Source organism: Streptomyces sp. HSS9-12 (assembly GCF_054963655.1).
This window is the reverse complement of the sequence record NZ_JBUEGC010000003.1, coordinates 161,331-178,673: the sequence shown is the minus strand read 5'-3', so window position 1 is coordinate 178,673 and position 17,343 is coordinate 161,331. Positions and strand designations below refer to the sequence as shown.

Here is a 17,343-nt window from a genome sequence, read left to right as displayed (position 1 = left end):
AGACGCCATCCGACCTGCGGGGCGTGGACATCTCAAGGAGCTGCAAGGTGTTCAATGACATAGGCGCACTCGAGCTGGTCGCGCTCGTGATCCTTGCGGTACTCGTCTTCGGCCCCGACAAGCTGCCGAAGGTCGTGCAGGATGTCTCGCGGTTCATCCGCAAGATCCGCGAATTCTCCGACAGCGCCAAGGCCGACATCCGCTCCGAGCTCGGCCCGGAATTCAAGGACTTCGAGTTCGAGGACCTCAACCCCAGGACGTTCGTGCGCAAGCAGCTCATGAACAACGACGAGCTGGGGCTGCAGGAGATCCGCAACGGCTTCGATCTCCGCAAGGAGATGTCCGAGGTCGCCGACGCGGTGCACCACCGCGACGACGCGTCCGGCGGCACCTCCTCGAGCGTCACTCTGAGCAAGTCCACCGAGGCCGGTTCCGGCGGCTCCGATCTGCTCCGTAAGCATGATCAGACCGGCCCGGGCGAGCATCCGCCCTTCGACGCCGACGCCACATGATCCTCAGTATGTCCGACTGGACCGACCAGTGTGGCTATCCTCCAAGTGTCCAGGGTGAGGTCGTCCGGGGGCGGGTCCTCCAAGACGACGGGGCAACGAGGAGGCACCACGCACATGGAGACGACGAGTCGGGTAGGGGCGCAGGAAACGCCCAGTGCGCTCAGGACGTCTGATGACGTGGAGGCCGGAACAGCAGCGGAGGACTCGGCCTCCGGCCAGGCGGTCGACGACTATAGACGGGCGAACTTCCCCTGGTACGGGCTGGATGAGGCCTTCACCGGGCCGCGCTGGCTGATGCAGGTGGGTTGCGCCGCCGACGGCATCGTGGAGCACGGCGCGACCGGACACGGCGAGGAGCCCTCGCTACGGATGGAGTCCGGGCAGCATCAGCAGCGCTTCGCGGTCGTCGTCACCGTCGCCAGCCGCCCGGTACGGCGCAGCGCGGACGGTACGGGCGTCCTGGAGGCCACCTCGGTGTCGTCGGCGGCCTGGCTGGCCGGCTCGGGCCTGCTCTCCTGCACCTGGCCCACACAGATGGAGTTGACGCTGCGCGACGACTGGCTGGAGCAGCAGACGGCGATCGCGTGGGATCTGGCTGACGATCTGTCCGGACCGGACTGGACGATGCTGACGCTGCCGGTGGACGGCGTGCCCACGCCGTTCCACTACCGCGAGTCCGAGTACGGCTGGGTGCTCGCCGGCTCGGGCCACCATGGGGTGCACCTGGGGGCGTACGGGCGCGGGATCAGCGCCTACGGCCTGGGCTTCTCAGTGATCAAGGACTTCGCCGAGTACGTCGACGAGAGCATCGACGAGAGCTGACCCGGGGTACCGCGGACTGTGAGCCGGGCCCAGGTCCACTTGGACCCGGGCCCGACTTGTGAGCTGTGCCGCAGAACGCCCGCTCAGGGCTTAGAACTTGTTGCGCGGGGTGAGCCCCAGCGACATGCCGGACAGGCCGCGCGGCCGCCCGCCGAGCTTGTCCGCGATCGCCCGCAGTGCGCTGCCGGCCGGGGAGTCGGGATCGGTGACGACGACCGGCTTGCCTTCGTCGCTGCCTTCCCGCAGCCGGACGTCGATCGGGATGGCGCCCAGTACCGGGACATTCGTGCCCGTCGTCCTGCTCAGGCCCTCGGCGACCCGCTGGCCGCCGCCCGTGCCGAACACGTCCACCATCCCGTCGCAGTGCGGGCAGGGCATCCCGGACATGTTCTCGACGACGCCGACGATCTTCTGGTGGGTCTGGACGGCGATCGAGCCGGCCCGCTCCGCCACCTCGGCGGCGGCCTGCTGTGGCGTGGTCACCACCAGGATCTCGGCGTTCGGCACCAGCTGCGCCACGGAGATCGCGATGTCTCCGGTGCCCGGCGGCAGGTCCAGCAGCAGCACGTCCAGATCGCCCCACCAGACGTCGGCGAGGAACTGCTGCAGCGCTCGGTGCAGCATCGGACCGCGCCAGACCACCGGCGTGTTGCCCGGGGTGAACATGCCGATGGAGATCACGCTCACGCCGTTCGCCGACGGCGGCATGATCATGTTCTCGACCTGGGTGGGCCGGCCGTCCACGCCCAGCATGCGCGGCACGGAGTGGCCGTAGATGTCCGCGTCCACGACGCCGACCTTCAGCCCGTCCGCTGCCATGGCGGCGGCCAGGTTGACCGTCACCGAGGACTTGCCGACGCCGCCCTTGCCGGACGCCACCGCGTACACCCGGGTCAGCGAGCCGGGCTTGGCGAACGGTACCTCGCGCTCGGCCTGCCCGCCGCGCAGCGAAGCCGCCAGCTCGCGCCGCTGCTCGTCGCTCATCACATCCAGCTCGACGCTGACCCGCGTCACGCCGGGGACCTTGGCGACCGCCTCGGTCACCGTCCGGGTGATGGTCTCCCGCAGCGGGCAACCGGACACCGTCAGATAGACAGCGACCGCCACAGCGCCGTCTGCCGCGATCTCCACGGATTTGACCATCCCCAGGTCGGTGATGGGACGGTGGATCTCCGGGTCGTTGACCGTCGCGAGCGCGGCGCGCACCGCCTCCTCGGCGGGGCCGGCGTTGTCGACGGCGGACGTGTCAGTAGCCATGCACCGATGGTACGGCGCCCAACCGACACCGCGGGAAGTGTCTCAGCGGTCGCGTTCGTCACCTTCGGCAGGGACCCGGCTGCGTCGTTCGTCCAGCGCCTTGACCAGATCCACCAGCTCGGAGCGGATCCAGTCCCGGGTGGCCACCTCACCCAGGCCCATCCGCAGGGCGGCGATCTCACGGGTGAGGTACTCGGTGTCGGCGATGCTGCGCTCGTTCCGCTGGCGGTCCTGTTCGACGCTGACGCGGTCGCGGTCGGCCTGGCGGTTCTGGGCGAGCAGGATCAGCGGCGCGGCGTAGGAGGCCTGCACCGACAGCACCAGGGTCAGGAAGATGAACGGGAACTCGTCGAAGCGGAGGTTGTTCGGCCCCGCGGTGTTCCACAGCACCCACGCGGTGATGACGACGGTCATCCAGACGATGAAGCGGCCCGTGCCGATGAAGCGGGCGATGTGCTCGGAGAGGCGGCCGAAGGCCTCGGGGTCGTACTCCGGGAAGAAGCTGCGCCGGCGCACCTGGGGAAGGTCCAGCCGACGGGTGCGCTCCACCCGTTCCATCCGGTCGATGCGCTCGATGCGCTGCTCCGCGCGGTCCCTGTCCCTGCGGTCCCTGCGTTCGAGGCGTTCCGCACGCTGATCCGCGCGGTCCGGGCCTCTGCGCTCAGCGGGCACGGGCGGCCTCCCAGGGGACGCTCAGGCCGGAGACGTCGTGGGCGGCGGATTCCCGCCAGTCCCCGGGCAGCAGATGGTCCAGCACGTCGTCCACCGTCACTGCCCCCAGCAGATGCCCGCCCGCGTCGACAACCGGCGCTGCGACCATGTTGTAGGTGGCCAGGTAGCTGGTCAGCGTGTGCAGCGGGGCGTCCGGCGGCAGGGGCTGCAGGTCGGTGTCCACGATGGCTCCGACGAGGGCGAACGGCGGATCACGCAGCAGCCGCTGGAAGTGCACCGTCCCCAGGAACTGGCCCGTGGGCGTCTCGTCCGGCGGCCGGCACACGTACACCTGGGCGGCAAGCGCGGGGGAGAGGTCCGGGTCGCGCACGCGCGCGAGGGCGTCGGCGACCGTGGCGTCCGGCCGGAGGACGATCGGCTCGGTGGTCATGATGCCGCCGGCGGTCCGCTCCTCATACGTCAGCAGCCGTCGCACCGGGGCGGCCTCCTGCGGCTGCATCAGGGTCAACAGCCGCTCCTTGTCGTCCTCCGGCAGCTCGGAGAGCAGGTCGGCGGCGTCGTCCGGGTCCATGGCCTCCAGGACGTCGGCGGCCCGCTCGTCCTTCAGCTTGCCGAGGATCTCCACCTGGTCGTCCTCGGGCAGCTCCTCCAGGACGTCGGCGAGCCGGTCGTCGTCGAGCGCCGAGGCGACCTCGAGGCGGCGCTTGGCGGAGAGGTTGTGCAGGACGTTCGCCAGATCGGCGGGGCGCAGCTGCTCGAAGGTGGCCAGAAGGTTGGCCGCGCCCTGTCCCTGTTCCTCGACCGAGAAGCCGGTGACCGCGGACCAGTCCACGGTCAGGGTCTCGCCGCGCCGGCGCAGCCGACCGCCCTTGCCGCGCCGTACGAACACCTTGTCGATCTCCCAGTCGCGCCGGCCGGGCAGCTGCGCCATCGACACATCGAGGACCGTGACCTCCTCGCCGGTCTCCACCAGGCGCACACGCCGGTCCAGCAGCTCGCCGAGCACCAGCGTCTCGGCGGGGCGCTGCTCAAAGCGGCGCATGTTGACCACACCGGTGGTGATGACCTGTCCGGACTGGACACCGGTCACCCGCGTCATGGGGACGAAGATCCGGCGGCGGCTGACCACTTCGACGACCAGCCCGAGCACCCGCGGCGGCTGGCGGCCCACGCGCAGCATCGCCACCAGATCGCGGACACGGCCCACCTGGTCACCGTTGGGGTCGAACACCGGGACGCCGGCGAGGTGCGAGACGAACACCCGGGAAGCGCCTGACGGCATGTCGCGCGCCTCCTTCGAGCAGGGCAAACAGGGTGATAACGGATTCAGGCTAACGTGCCGGGGCCGGGGGCGCTGCGGTGGCGGCATCCGTGCGGCGTCCGTCCGCGCGGTCCGGTTACGCCTGCCGTCCAACCGCCCTGGACGGCACAGGTACGCTGCCGTACTGCTGTCCAGGTCAACGGCATCCAGGAGGCAGAGCAGACGTGAGTGCATTCCACCGCGCACGGAACGCGGCGCTCGTCGGAGTGGTGTGCGCGGGTCTGGCCGCGGCACTGGTGGGATGCGCGGGCCAGGACGACCCCGACGCCGGGACCAACGGCATAGGAAAGTTCTCCCCCCAGAAGATCGAGAGCAAGGTGCGCAGGGCCGTCGACGGGGCCGGCGCGGTACGGCTGTCGGGCAGCCTCGTCAGCAAGGGGCGTACGTACAAACTCGACCTGCGGCTGAAGAAGGACGGCGGGACCGGCCGAGTCACCAGCAAGGACGCCACTTTCGAGCTGCTGCGCGTCAAGAACGACCTGTATGTGAAGGCCCAGGCCGACTTCTGGAAGCGTCAGGAGGGGAGCAGCTCCGAAGCGGGTGCGGCAGCGGCCGGCAAGCTGGAGGGCAAGTACGTCCGGGTGCCGAGCGGCGACCGCGCGTACAAGCAGTTCAGCGGCTTCACGTACAAAGACGTGCTGCTCGACTGGCTGCTCGGGCTGCACGGCAAGCTGGCCAAGGGGGCGCGCGGCACGGTCGGCGGCACCCGTACGATCCAGCTCACCGCCGGCGGGGGCGCCGGCGGGACCCTGGACGTCTCGCTGGAGGGCACGCCGTATCCGCTGCGAATGCAGCGAGCCGGGGACGCCGGCGTCGTCCAACTCGCGGACTGGAACAAGGACTTCGCGCTGAAGACCCCGGACAGCGACCAGATCGTCGACTACGGCCGACAGATCACGACAGCGGGCTGACGGCCCTGGGGGCTACGCCCGCTTGCGGCCGCGGCCCAGCAGCTTCGGCAGCGCCGCCGGGATCGGACGGCGGGTAACGGCCGGGCTCGGCAGCGGAGCTGTGGCCAGCGAGCCGTCCGGAAGCTCGCCGGTGGTACCGACCGGCTCCAGCCGCAGCACGCGGCACTCGCGCGCCCAGCGCTCGGTGATCTGCTCGGCATCGGGCGCGTTGAGCCGCTTCGCCTTGAGCTCGGCGACGGCGGCCTGCCAGGCCTCGCTGCCCGGCGCGAGCTGGGCGACGCGCGCCTGCCAGGTGACGAGCCGGCCGCCCTTGTCCTTGCTCCGTACGGTGACGGTGGCGGTTCCCCCGTCGGCCAGCCCGAGGTCGGAAATCGGCTGCTCGCCCGTCCCGTCGCCGACGATGCAGGCGGCACCGTCGTGCCACACATGCCACAGGGCGCGCGCCGGGCCGGTGCTGCCCTGGACCCAGATGAGGCCGGACCTCTTCGTGGCCTCCTCGATCAGGGCGCGGTCCATCAGGGCGGGGGTCTGTGTCATGCGCTCAGCTTATGCCTCGCCGGCAGGGCCGCTCAGCGCCGGTCCTTCACCAGTGAGGCCGGCTCCCGGCTGCCCCGCGGATGGGCAGGTACATGGCCGGTGCACGGACCTTACGATGGGCGGGTACGTCTCGAACGCCTCATGAGGAGCCCCGTGCCCACGCCCCCGGCCCAGCCCCGCGCGGCTCACGCGCCCTCCGCAGGCGCGACCGCGCTCCACGCGGGGGGCCTCGGTGCACACCCGCGCCTGGACTTCTTCCTCCTCGCTGTCGCGATCTCCGGCATCTCCCTCTCCGCACCCCTCATCGCCGCCACCGCCGCCCCCGCGCTCGCCATCGCCTTCTGGCGCAACGCGATGGCGGTCGGCGCGCTCTCGCCCGTCGCCCTCGTACGGCACCGCGCCGAGCTGCTGGGCATGGGCCGCCGTGCGGTGCTGCTGTCGGTCGCGGCCGGCGCGCTGCTCGCGCTGCACTTCGCGCTCTGGCTGCCCAGCCTGCACATGACATCCGTGGCCTCCTCCACCGCGCTCGTCACCACCACTCCGATCTGGACGACCCTGCTGCTGCGGCTGCGCGGGCACCGGCCCCCGGCGCTGGTCTGGGCGGGGACGGCCGTCGCGTTCCTCGGCGTCGTCGTGCTCACCGGCGTGGATCTGTCGCTGTCGCCGCGGGCGCTGCTGGGCGACGCGCTCGCGCTGGCGGGCGGCATGGCCGCGGCCGGGTATGTGCTGATCGGCGCCGAAGTGCGGCGCGCGGTGAGCACGACCGCGTACACGTACCTCTGCTATGCCACCACCGCCGTGCTGCTGTTGCTCACCTGCCTGGTCTCGGGCTCGGCGCTCGCCGGGTACGACGGCGAGACCTGGCTGAAGCTGGCGCTGCTGACCGTCTCCGCCCAGCTGCTCGGGCACTCACTGATCAACCGGGTGGTACGGGGCCTGGGCCCGGCGGTCACCTCCACCGCGATCCTGCTGGAGACGCCGGGAGCGGCCCTGATCGCGGCGCTGTGGCTGGGCCAGACCCCGCCGCCGGCCGCCTACCCAGCGCTCGCGGTGATCCTCGCGGGACTGGCGCTCGTCATCATGGGTGACCGGCGGGGGCGGGCTGAGCGAGACGGGCTCAGTCCGGCGGGCTGAGCCGAGGGGCCGTGGCCGGCCCCTCAGAGCCAGCCGTTGCGCTTGAAACCGCGGTGGATCGAGGCGCAGATCCCGACGATCACGGCCATCACCAGCGGATAGCCGTACTTCCAGTGCAGCTCTGGCATGTATGTGAAGTTCATGCCGTACACCCCGCAGATCATGGTCGGCACCGCGATGATCGCCGCCCATGCCGTGATCTTGCGCATGTCCTCGTTCTGCGCGACCGTCGCCTGCGCGAGATTGGCCTGAAGGATCGAGTTCAGCAGTTCGTCGAAGGAGACGACCTGCTCATTGACCCGGGCCAGATGGTCGGCGACATCCCGGAAGTACTTCTGGATGTCCGGGTCGACCAGCCGCATCGGGCGCTCCGACAGCAGCTGCATCGGCCGCAGCAGGGGGGAGACGGCCCGCTTGAACTCCAGCACCTCCCGCTTGAGCTGGTAGATCCGCCCCGCGTCGCCGCCCCGTGTGCTGCCGCCGCCCGATCCGGAGCTGAAGACCTCGATCTCCACCTCGTCGATGTCGTCCTGGACGGCATCGGCGACGGCGATGTAGCCGTCGACGACCTGGTCGGCGATCGCGTGCAGCACGGCCGACGGGCCCTTGGCGAGCAGCTCCGGGTCGTCCTCCAGCCGGTGCCGCAGCGCCCGCAGCGAGCCCTGGCCGCCGTGCCGGACGGTGATGATGAAGTCCCGGCCCGTGAAGCACATCACCTCACCGGTCTCCACCACCTCGCTGGTCGCGGTGAGTTCGGCGTGCTCGACGTAGTGGATGGTCTTGAACACCGTGAAGAGCGTGTCGTCGTAGCGCTCCAGCTTGGGCCGCTGGTGCGCATGGACCGCGTCCTCGACCGCGAGCGGGTGCAGCCCGAACTCCTGGGCGATACCGGCGAATTCCTGCTCGCTGGGCTCATGCAGACCGATCCAGGCGAAGCCACCGGTCGAGCGCACCCTGGCCATGGCCTCGCTCGGGGAGAGGTGCTCCCGCTCGCGGCGGCCGTCAAGGTAGACGGCGCAGTCCACGACGGAGCTGGCCGCCGTCGAGTCGACGGCGGTGCCATACCCCGAGGGGCCCCCGCGCAGGGCGGGGCGTACGGCTGCTCGCAGGTCACGGATCATCGACATGGCAGGCTCCTCAGCGGGCCGGCCGTCGGCGGCGGGATACACAACTGCCGCACATGGGAATGCAAGGGACTTACATTCATGCGGCATGCTGTGCCACCGCACCGCGGTGACGGCGTTTCGGATCAGGGCGAAACGAGGTCGCTCTTCCGGGATGCGCCAGGAAACTCGTGAGTTTCGTCACCGAGTTGCGGGGTACCACCCAGCTGAGGCTGGGAGGCTCCGGGCCTCAGACTGCGAGAAACGGGCGCGGCGCGGAAGAGCAGCTGGTATTGCACGGTCGACTCGGATCCACCGCAGTCCCACCTCCTCCGGCCGGTCCCCCGTGGGGGAATTACCGATCGCGACATGCACCGCGCGACTGACGAGCCGGGCTGATGAGCGGTGCCGCTTCGTGCTGCCCGGACCAGCCGCCAAGACTATCAGCTGCCTGTTGTGTCAAGTCCCTCCTTTGCCTGTTGCATACGCGTTCTATGCTCACGGCATGTCAGACCTTCTCGCGCTGGTCGAAGCCCGGCTTCGTACGGCCCTCGGTGAGCCGGACGCGCGGGCCGGGGTGACCTTCCTCGGCGCGGACCGCATTGAAGTGCTGCGTTTTCCGGACGAGACCCAAGGCAGCGACGTCGTCCGCTACGCCACGCTTGGCATGTCCGCGCAGCCGATGACGGACCCGACGGCAGTGGTCGCCGACCCCGTACGCGGCCCGAGAGCCGAGCTGGTGCTGTCCGTACGGGCGGGACGCGCCGATACCGACAAGGTGCTCCGGCCGCTTGCCGTGCTGGCCGCGTCACCGCAGGTCGAGGGGGTCGTGGTGGCGCCGGGCGCGTCGCTGGACCTCGGGGAGCCGCTGTGGCCCGGGGCGTCCTTCAGCTCCGTGCTGGTGGCCGAGCCCGGCGGACTCGTACCGGATCTGGAGCTGGACCCGCCCATGGACCCGGTGCGGTTCCTGCCGCTGCTGCCGATGACGCCGAACGAGGCGGCTTGGAAGCGGGTCCATGGGGCGGGTGCGCTGCAGGAGCGATGGCTGACGCACGGCACGGACCTGCGCGATCCGCTGCGCGCCGGCGTCCCGCTCGGGGACTGAGACCGAGCCGGTCAGGCGCTCCGGACAGCGGCGGTGGCCGCCGCGCTCTCGCCGTGCTCGGGGGGCAGCTTCTCGGCCTCCAGGGTGAGCGCCCCGCGCCGGGCCCAGACGATGAGGGCGCCCACGACGGCCGCGATCGCCGCGACCACGAAGGGGATGCGGACGTCGGTCCACTCCTCGATCTTCGGAGCGAGATACGGGGCGGCCGCGGCGGCGAACCACCGGACGAAGTTGTAGCCCGCGCTGGCCACTGGCCGCGGCGCGTCCGAGACGCCGAGCGCGAGCTCCGTGTACACGGTGTTGTTCACTCCGATAAGGGCGCCGGAGAGGATCGTGCACACCATGGCGGTGGTGTGGTTGCCGTAGCCCAGCACCAGCAGATCCACGGCGAGCAGCACCAGCGAGCCGCCCAGCACCTTCAGCGAGCCGAAGCGCTCCTGGAGCCGGGGCGCGAGGAGCACCGAGAAGACCGCCAGCAGCACGCCCCAGGCGAAGAAGACCGCGCCTGACCGGTACGGGGACATGTTCAGCACGAAGGGCGTGAAGGCCAGCACGGTGAAGAACGCGTAGTTGTAGCAGAAGGCGGAGGCGGCGGTGGTGGCGAGCCCGCTGTGGCCGAGGGCCTTGACCGGATCCAGCAGCGAGGTCCTGCGGGCGGGCTTCGGCTGTTCCTTGAGGAAGGCCGTGATGGCGATGAACCCGATGGCCATCAGCGCGGCGGTGCCGAAGAAGGGGTAGCGCCACTTCATGTCGCCGAGCAGGGCGCCGAGCAGCGGTCCGCAGGCCATGCCGAGGCCGAGCGCCGACTCGTACAACAGGATCGCCGCTGCGCTTCCGCCGGCAGCCGCGCCCACGATGACCGCCAGCGAGGTGGAGACGAACAGCGCGTTGCCCAGCCCCCAGCCGGCCCGGAAGCCGACCAGCTCGCCGACGGAGTGCGAGGTGCCGGACAGCCCGGCGAAGACGACAACGAGCGCGAGGCCGGCCAGCAGCGTCTTGCGGCCGCCGATGCGGCTGGAGACGAAGCCGGTCACGAGCATCGCGAAAGCAGTGATCAGGAAGTACGAGGTGAACAGCAGCGAGACCTGGCTGCGCGTGGCCGCCAGGCCCCGCGCGATCGACGGCAGGATCGGGTCGACCAGGCCGATGCCCATGAAGGCGACGACGGCCGCACCGGCCGTGGCCCAGACGGCCTTGGGCTGGCGCAGGATGCCGCCGCTGCCTTCGCCGAAGGGGTCCTTGCCGTCCCCTCCGCGTGCACTGTTGTGCATGCCACGTCCTTTCTGCCGCTCGCCGTCAGAGAGATGGTTGCCTCACGCACATAGTAAGTTAGAGGATCTAACTAATGCAAGATGCATCTAATTGTGCACAGGGCATCCGGTTGTGCACAGGGCATCCGGACGGGTGATCGTCCTTGACGAGGTGACGGCCGGGGAGGACCGTTGGAGCCTATGAGGGGCGAACCCAGTTGCCCGAAGTGTGGTGGCCGGGTGCGGGCACCCGGTCTCTTCGCCGACTCCTGGCAGTGCGACGTGCATGGTGTCGTGCACCCACTGCAGCCGGTACTCCCGCCGAGCGTCGAAGCGCTCGGCGTCGTTGTGAACCGGGCCGAGGTACCGGTGTGGATGCCGTGGCCGCTGCCGGTGGGCTGGCTGTTCACGGGGGCCGCGTACGCGGGTGACGACCGTAGCGGCGGCCGGGCGACCGCGGTGGCGTGCTCCGGGCCGGGACCCCTGGGCGGCATGGGGGAGTTGCTGCTCATCGCGGAGGAACTGGGCGTCGGGCTCGGTGCCCGCTATGCCGGAATCCCGGGCCCGGATCCGGGCCCGCAGATGCGTGTCGACCAGCCGCCCCCGGTCAAGGTCCTCGCCGCCGGCCGTCCGACGCCGCTGTGGCTGGTCACGGGAACGCCCGAGGACCGCGCGGTCTTCGCCGGTGAGGCGTGCGGGTTGTGGCTGTGGGCCGTCGTCTGGCCCGAGCAGTCCGGGCTGTTGCTGTACGACGAACTGGTGCTCACCGATCTGCGCAACGCGGGGGCCGAGATGGATCTGCTGCCGATCGGGGCGCTGTCTCCCCGCATCCTGACGTGACCGGAGCCCCCTGGCGGTCCGGATAGACTGAAGCGTCCCCCGCCCGCCGATCGCAGCTTGGAGCTTGTGCCGTGCGCATCGATCTGCACACCCACTCCACTGCGTCGGACGGTACGGACACCCCGGCCGAACTGGTGCGGCATGCCGCCGCGGCCGGCCTCGATGTCGTCGCGCTGACCGACCACGACACCGTCGGCGGCCACGCCGAGGCCATCGCCGCTCTGCCGCCGCAGCTGACCCTCGTCACCGGCGCCGAACTCTCCTGCCGTCTGGCTCCCCGCTCCGCCGACGGCGACTCCACCTCGCCGGCTCCCGGCCAGGAGGGGGTGAGCCTGCACATGCTGGCGTACCTCTTCGACCCGGAGGAGCCCGAGCTGGCCCGCGAGCGTGAGCTCGTACGCGACGACCGCGTACCGCGGGCCCAGGCCATGGTCGCCAAGCTGCAGGAGCTGGGCGTGCCGGTCACCTGGGAGCGGGTGGCGGAGATCGCCGGGGACGGGGCTGTCGGACGGCCGCATGTGGCCACCGCCCTCGTGGAGCTGGGCGTCGTCGACAGCGTCTCCGACGCATTCACCCCGGACTGGCTCGCCACCGGAGGCCGCGCGTACGTCGAGAAGCACGAGCTGGACCCCTTTGAGGCGATCCGCCTGGTCAAGGCCGCCGGCGGGGTCACCGTCTTCGCGCATCCGCTGGCGGTCAAGCGCGGCCAGTGCGTGCCGGAGAGCGTCATCGCCGAGCTGGCCGCAGCCGGACTCGACGGCATCGAGGTCGACCACATGGACCACGACCGTGCCACGCGGGCGCGGCTGCGCGGCCTGGCCGCCGACCTGGGTCTGCTGGCCACCGGCTCCAGCGACTACCACGGCAGTCGCAAGACCTGCCGGCTCGGGGAGTACACGACCGACCCGGAGGTCTACGGGGAGATCGTGCGCCGCGCGACCGGCGCCTTCCCCGTTCCCGGCACGGGCGGCTGAGTCCTTCAAGCCCCGCGGAGTTCGCCCGCTGTCGCGGCCCGGGCACGATGATCCGTCGTGCGGCCGCTGACTGCTTGCGCCCTCTCTGCCCCCGTTTTGATCCCGCTTTCTGCAAGGCCAGTCACGTGTTCGACTTCGCTGTCTTCGGGTCCGTCTTTGTCACGCTTTTTGTCATCATGGATCCGCCCGGCATCACGCCGGTCTTCCTCGCACTCACCTCGGGCCGGGCGGCCAGGGTCCAGCGCCGGATGGCCCTGCAGGCGGTGCTTGTCGCCTTCGGCGTGATCACCGTCTTCGGGATCTGCGGCCGGCAGATCCTCGACTGTCTGCATGTCTCCGTACCGGCCCTGATGGTGGCGGGCGGGCTGCTGCTCCTGCTCATCGCGCTGGGCCTGCTGACCGGCAAGAGCGACGAGCCGACCCAGGCCAAGGACGTCAATGTCGCCCTTGTGCCGCTCGGCATGCCGCTGCTGGCAGGGCCCGGGGCCATCGTGACCGTGATCCTCGCGGTGCAGAACGCGCACGGCTTCGGCGGGCATGTGTCGGTGTGGGTGGCCATCGCGGCGATGCATGTGGTGCTGTGGCTGACCATGCGCTACTCGCTGCTGATCATCCGCGTGATCAAGGACGGTGGTGTGGTGCTGGTCACCCGGCTGTCCGGCATGCTGCTCTCCGCCATCGCCGTGCAGCAGATCGCGGGGGGCGTGACCCAGTTCATCCACGGCGCGTGAGAACGCGACAGCGCCCCCGCGAGGCCTGGACGGGGGCGCTGTCGGGCCTACGGGGGGCGGGCGTTACCGGGCCGCGGTGCCGGCCGGGCGGATGTAGATGCGCTGGCCGAGTTCGGCGGCCTGCTGCACGATCCGGTTGACGGAGGCGGCGTCTACGACAGTGGTGTCCACGGCGGTGCCGTCGATGTCGTCGAGGCGCATGATCTCGAAGCGCATGGCTTCTCCCTTCGTCTGATCCTCCTGATGGAGAACTGCTGCCGCGGGTCCAGAGTGATCCCGCGCTGGGTCAGGGCCGTTGCTCGACCGTTAAGAGTGGAATGCGCAGCTTGTGGGGCGCGCGTTCTGTATGTGACAACAATGGGTACCCCGACAAAGATTCCCTACGCTAAGGAAATTTTTCGAGTCGCTAAAGAGTGCGGCGAGGCGGTGGCGGGGCATGCGGCCGGTTGTGCCCTCGCTGCGGCCACCCGGACAATGAAGCCGGTATGAACGACGCACAGCCCTCGGGCCGCCATCTGGACCCCGCCACGGTCGCCGACGCCGTCGCGCGCACGAACGAGCTGCTCGAGCGCGTGCTGGCCAAGGTGTCCACCACGCCTTCCATCCACGCGGTCTTCGCGGACGCGGGCTATGTGTACGCGGCGGTCGGGCGGCTGGTCGCCGGAACGGAGGACCGCCGGGCCTTCGACCTCGACGCCGAGGGGCTGATCGCGGCTTTCATCGACAAGTCTCGCATGATCTTCGGGGCCGACAGCCGGCTGCTGCGCATCTACTGGTACGACGGTGCGCGCCGTCGCATCCACACCAGCGAGCAGCAGCGGATCGCCGAGCTGCCCGACGTCAAGGTCCGGCTCGGCAACCTCAACGCCAACAACCAGCAGAAGGGCGTCGACTCCCTCATCCGTACGGACCTGGAGACCCTCTCCCGGCATCGCGCGATCAGTGACGCGGTCCTCATCGGCGGGGACGAGGACCTGGTCTCGGCGGTCGAGGCGGCGCAGAGCTACGGGGCGCGGGTGCACCTGTGGGGCATCGAGGCGGTCGTCGGCCGCAACCAGGCCGATCCGCTGCTGTGGGAGGTCGACAGCCAGCGCACCTTCGACCTCGACTTCTGCAAGCCGTATGTGACGCGGCGGCCCGTCGGGTATGAGTCCTCCGGCGTGGCAGGGGCCACCGGCGTGACCGGCGCGACAGGGCTGGCGGGCGCGTCGCCGGCCGCGCCCTGCCCGGCCCCGGCCCCGGCCCGCGACGATGTGCGCTTCGTCGGTGCGCGCGTCGCCGCCCAGTGGCTGGCCGAACGCGGCCGCGACACCCTAGCCGAGCTGCTGGCCAGCCACCCGATGCTGCCCGGCTCGGTCGACCAGGAGCTGCTGACCGCCGCTGAGGGACTGCTCCGGCACTCCCTGCGCGGCCACGCCGATCTGCGGCGGGCCCTGCGAGACGGCTTCTGGGAGCACCTTCAGGCCCAGTACTGAGCCCCTCGGCGCGCCGCAGGGCGGGCCTGGGCGTCAGACGCTCAGCCAGAAGTCGACCAGCGCGCGAGCCGTCGCCAGCGGCTGCTCGGCGCCGGGGGAGTGCTCCGCGCCCGGGATGACGGTGCGGTGGGCACCCAGCCGTATGGCCATGAGGTCCATCAGCGGCACCGGCCAGGCGTGGTCCGCCTCCCCGGACAGCACGTGCTTGGGCAGCCGCACGGTGGCCAGCTCCGCCACCCGGTCCGGCTCCGAGATCAGCTGCCGGCCGGTCGCCACCAGCTGCTCGGGCACGGTGGTCATCCACCGGCGGTGCAGGAACGCGGCGACGGCGGGCGGCGTCGTGGGCTCCGCGGCTTCCGGCGGGTCCAGTTCGCGCATCGACTGCCAGACGCCCTCCATGTCCATGACGCCGAGAGCGTCGATCAGAAGCTTCGTACGGGCCTGCTGGGTCTCGTTGATCGCGGCCGGGCCTGAGCTCATGATCGTGAACGACTGAAAGGGGGCGGGGTCGTGGATCACAGCGGCACGGGTGATCAGCCCGCCGAGTGAGTGACCGAGGAGGTGGACGCCCTCGCTGTCGACGAGTGCGGAGGCCTGCGCCAGCACGTCTTGGGCCAGCTCTGCCTGGGCGTAGGCGCTCTCGTCTGCGGGCCCGCCCGTCTCGTGCTGCCCGCGTCCGTCGACCGCGACCGTACGGAAACCGGCCTGTGCGAGGGGCTCCAGCAGCGCGATGAAGTCCTCCTTGCTCCCGGTGAACCCGGGAACCAGGAGCGCGGTGCCCCGTTGGGGGTTCCCGGCGGGCGGTAGGGCTTCGTGGACGGCGAAGTCACCGCGCACGGTCTGGAGCCGGTACGCGCGAGCGCACGGCGGCAGCGTGAGGATGGGCGGCCTGCTCATGCGCAGAGGCTATCGGCCGCGCTTCCCGCGGCACCCCAGAGGCGGAAAACGGCCTGCTGCCAGGCCCGCCCACCTGCCCCTTCGCGGGGAGGGTGGGCGGGCCTGTCCGGGCGGAGGTCAGCTTTCTTCGGTGGCCTCGGGCTTCGGCGCCGAGCTGCGAGTGCGGCGGCGACGGCGCGGCTTGCGCTCCGTAGCCTCCGCGGCCGCCCCGGCTGCCGGAGCGTCGGCGGCGGCGTCAGCGCCCGACGAGGCCTGCGCCTCAGCGGTCGCGGCCGCCGGGACACCGGCGCGCGTACGCCGACGGCGGCGCGGGCGTCGCGGCCCGGCGCCCCCCTCGGCGGACTCCGCCTCCGGGGCGGGCGCGCCGCACTCAGCCGTGTCGACGGCGGCCTCTGCCCCCGAGCCGTCCACGGGCACGCCGCCCCGCATACGGCGCCGCTGGCGCGGCGCACGCGTGCGCTTCGGACGCTCCTCCTCGGCCGCCGAGCGCCGGCCCCCGCCGCGGCGGCTGCGGCCACCGGTCTCGCCGAGGTCCTCGATCTCCTCGGCGGCGAGCCCGGCGCGCGTCCGCTCGGCACGCGGCAGGACGCCGGTCGTGCCGTCGGGGATGTTCAGCTGCTCGTACAGGTGCGGGGAGGTGGAGTACGTCTCCTCCGGCTCGTCGAACGGCAGGTCAAGCGCCTTGTTGATCAGCTTCCAGCGCGGGATGTCGTCCCAGTCGACCAGCGTGACGGCCGTACCCGACCGGCCCGCGCGGCCGGTGCGGCCGATGCGGTGCAGGTAGGTCTTCTCGTCCTCGGGCGACTGGTAGTTGATGACGTGCGTCACACCGTCGACGTCGATGCCGCGGGCAGCGACATCGGTGCACACGAGCACATCGACCTTGCCGTTGCGGAAGGCGCGCAGCGCCTGCTCGCGCGCCCCCTGGCCGAGGTCACCGTGCACCGCTCCCGCCGCGAAGCCGCGCCGCGAGAGCTGGTCGGCGACGTCGGCAGCGGTTCGCTTCGTACGGGCGAAGATCATCGCAAGCCCGCGGCCCTCGGCCTGCAGGATGCGCGCGACCATCTCCGGCTTGTCGAGCGAGTGCGCCCGGAAGACGTGCTGGGTGATGTTGGCGACGGTCGCGCCCTCGTCGTCCGGCGCGGTCGCGCGGATGTGTGTGGGCTGCGACATGTAGCGCCGGGCGAGGGAGATGACCTGGCCCGGCATGGTCGCGGAGAACAGCATCGTCTGGCGCTTGGCCGGCAGCAGCTGGATGATCTTCTCGACGTCGGGCAGGAAGCCCAGGTCGAGCATCTCGTCGGCCTCGTCCAGGACCAGTGTCTTCACCCGGGACAGGTCCAGCTTGCGCTGGCCGGCCAGGTCGAGGAGCCGGCCCGGGGTGCCGACGACCACCTCGACGCCCTTCTTCAGGGCGTCGACCTGGGGCTCGTAGGCCCGGCCGCCGTAGATCGACAGCACCCGGACGTTGCGCACCTTGCCGGCGGTCAGCAGATCGTTGGTGACCTGCGTGCACAGCTCGCGGGTGGGGACGACGACAAGCGCCTGCGGGGTGTCGGCGAGCTCTTCGGGCCGGGCCCGGCCCGCCTCGACGTCCGCCGGGACGACCACGCGCTCCAGCAGCGGCAGCCCGAAGCCGAGCGTCTTGCCGGTGCCGGTCTTGGCCTGGCCGATGACGTCGCTGCCGGCGAGCGCGACGGGGAGCGTCATCTCCTGGATGGGGAACGGGGTGGTGATGCCGACGGCCTCAAGGGCCTCGGCTGTCTCGGAAAGGATCCCGAGTTCTCGAAACGTAGTCAGGG

The 17,343-nt window shown here is 70.9% G+C and carries 18 protein-coding genes; 9 read left to right on the top strand and 9 right to left on the bottom strand.

From position 1 onward, the window contains the following. The first annotated feature begins 47 nt into the window (after window positions 1-47). Both ACY34J_RS02865 and ACY34J_RS02860 read left to right on the top strand, forming a co-directional pair. A complete protein-coding gene (locus ACY34J_RS02865; protein ID WP_462724575.1) occupies window positions 48-512 on the top strand; it encodes a sec-independent translocase in 465 nt (154 codons plus the stop codon). 114 nt (window positions 513-626) lie between these two features. Next, on the top strand, window positions 627-1,334 hold the full coding sequence (locus ACY34J_RS02860; RefSeq protein WP_462724576.1) for a hypothetical protein: 708 nt from the start codon (window positions 627-629) through the stop codon (window positions 1,332-1,334). 90 nt (window positions 1,335-1,424) lie between these two features. On the opposite strand, the gene ACY34J_RS02855 is transcribed toward ACY34J_RS02860, so the two are convergent. From ACY34J_RS02855 to ACY34J_RS02845, 3 genes are all read right to left on the bottom strand, one after another. Beyond that, window positions 1,425-2,591, bottom strand: coding sequence for an Mrp/NBP35 family ATP-binding protein (locus tag ACY34J_RS02855; protein WP_462724577.1), 1,167 nt, complete (start codon window positions 2,589-2,591; stop codon window positions 1,425-1,427). Between the two features lie 42 nt (window positions 2,592-2,633). Next, a complete protein-coding gene (locus tag ACY34J_RS02850; RefSeq protein WP_462724719.1) occupies window positions 2,634-3,149 on the bottom strand; it encodes a DUF1003 domain-containing protein in 516 nt (171 codons plus the stop codon). A 103-nt stretch (window positions 3,150-3,252) separates the two neighbouring features. Then, window positions 3,253-4,545, bottom strand: a complete 1,293-nt coding sequence (locus tag ACY34J_RS02845; protein WP_462724578.1) for a magnesium transporter MgtE N-terminal domain-containing protein — start codon at window positions 4,543-4,545, stop codon at window positions 3,253-3,255. A 203-nt stretch (window positions 4,546-4,748) separates the two neighbouring features. Here ACY34J_RS02845 and ACY34J_RS02840 point away from each other — a divergent pair, with 203 nt between their 5' ends. Then, window positions 4,749-5,495 (top strand): hypothetical protein, encoded by a 747-nt coding sequence (locus ACY34J_RS02840; RefSeq protein WP_462724579.1) that lies wholly within the window; start codon window positions 4,749-4,751, stop codon window positions 5,493-5,495. Window positions 5,496-5,507: 12 nt separating this feature from the next. Here ACY34J_RS02840 and ACY34J_RS02835 read toward each other — a convergent pair whose 3' ends face one another. Further along, window positions 5,508-6,032 carry a hypothetical protein gene (locus ACY34J_RS02835; RefSeq protein WP_462724580.1) on the bottom strand — a complete coding sequence of 175 codons (525 nt, stop codon included), beginning with the start codon at window positions 6,030-6,032 and terminating at the stop codon, window positions 5,508-5,510. A 141-nt stretch (window positions 6,033-6,173) separates the two neighbouring features. Here ACY34J_RS02835 and ACY34J_RS02830 point away from each other — a divergent pair, with 141 nt between their 5' ends. Further along, on the top strand, window positions 6,174-7,166 hold the full coding sequence (locus tag ACY34J_RS02830; RefSeq protein WP_462724581.1) for a DMT family transporter: 993 nt from the start codon (window positions 6,174-6,176) through the stop codon (window positions 7,164-7,166). A 23-nt stretch (window positions 7,167-7,189) separates the two neighbouring features. Here ACY34J_RS02830 and ACY34J_RS02825 read toward each other — a convergent pair whose 3' ends face one another. After that, entirely contained in the window at window positions 7,190-8,293 is a 1,104-nt protein-coding gene (locus tag ACY34J_RS02825; protein ID WP_462724582.1) for a magnesium and cobalt transport protein CorA, read from the bottom strand. Between the two features lie 481 nt (window positions 8,294-8,774). Here ACY34J_RS02825 and ACY34J_RS02820 point away from each other — a divergent pair, with 481 nt between their 5' ends. Continuing rightward, complete coding sequence (locus ACY34J_RS02820; RefSeq protein WP_462724583.1) at window positions 8,775-9,374, top strand: suppressor of fused domain protein; 600 nt, start codon at window positions 8,775-8,777, stop codon at window positions 9,372-9,374. An 11-nt stretch (window positions 9,375-9,385) separates the two neighbouring features. Here ACY34J_RS02820 and ACY34J_RS02815 read toward each other — a convergent pair whose 3' ends face one another. Further along, entirely contained in the window at window positions 9,386-10,645 is a 1,260-nt protein-coding gene (locus ACY34J_RS02815) for an MFS transporter (protein ID WP_462724584.1), read from the bottom strand. Window positions 10,646-10,825: 180 nt separating this feature from the next. Here ACY34J_RS02815 and ACY34J_RS02810 point away from each other — a divergent pair, with 180 nt between their 5' ends. From ACY34J_RS02810 to ACY34J_RS02800, 3 genes are all read left to right on the top strand, one after another. Next, entirely contained in the window at window positions 10,826-11,464 is a 639-nt protein-coding gene (locus ACY34J_RS02810) for a DUF6758 family protein (protein WP_462724585.1), read from the top strand. Between the two features lie 71 nt (window positions 11,465-11,535). Next, window positions 11,536-12,438: a PHP domain-containing protein gene (locus tag ACY34J_RS02805; RefSeq protein ID WP_462724586.1), complete on the top strand. Its 903-nt coding sequence runs from the start codon at window positions 11,536-11,538 to the stop codon at window positions 12,436-12,438. A 125-nt stretch (window positions 12,439-12,563) separates the two neighbouring features. Further along, a complete protein-coding gene (locus ACY34J_RS02800) occupies window positions 12,564-13,169 on the top strand; it encodes a MarC family protein (protein WP_462724587.1) in 606 nt (201 codons plus the stop codon). Between the two features lie 63 nt (window positions 13,170-13,232). Here the strand turns inward: ACY34J_RS02800 and ACY34J_RS02795 are convergent, their stop codons facing one another. Next, window positions 13,233-13,385, bottom strand: coding sequence for a hypothetical protein (locus ACY34J_RS02795; RefSeq protein ID WP_462724588.1), 153 nt, complete (start codon window positions 13,383-13,385; stop codon window positions 13,233-13,235). Between the two features lie 269 nt (window positions 13,386-13,654). Between ACY34J_RS02795 and ACY34J_RS02790 the strand changes: the two genes are divergently transcribed. After that, window positions 13,655-14,644, top strand: coding sequence for an NYN domain-containing protein (locus ACY34J_RS02790; RefSeq protein WP_462724589.1), 990 nt, complete (start codon window positions 13,655-13,657; stop codon window positions 14,642-14,644). Window positions 14,645-14,677: 33 nt separating this feature from the next. Here ACY34J_RS02790 and ACY34J_RS02785 read toward each other — a convergent pair whose 3' ends face one another. Continuing rightward, window positions 14,678-15,541: an alpha/beta fold hydrolase gene (locus tag ACY34J_RS02785; protein WP_462724590.1), complete on the bottom strand. Its 864-nt coding sequence runs from the start codon at window positions 15,539-15,541 to the stop codon at window positions 14,678-14,680. A 117-nt stretch (window positions 15,542-15,658) separates the two neighbouring features. Further along, the gene (locus ACY34J_RS02780; RefSeq protein ID WP_462724591.1) at window positions 15,659-17,251 is read right to left on the bottom strand and encodes a DEAD/DEAH box helicase; all 1,593 of its coding nucleotides are present in this window, start codon (window positions 17,249-17,251) and stop codon (window positions 15,659-15,661) included. Window positions 17,252-17,343: the final 92 nt, after the last annotated feature.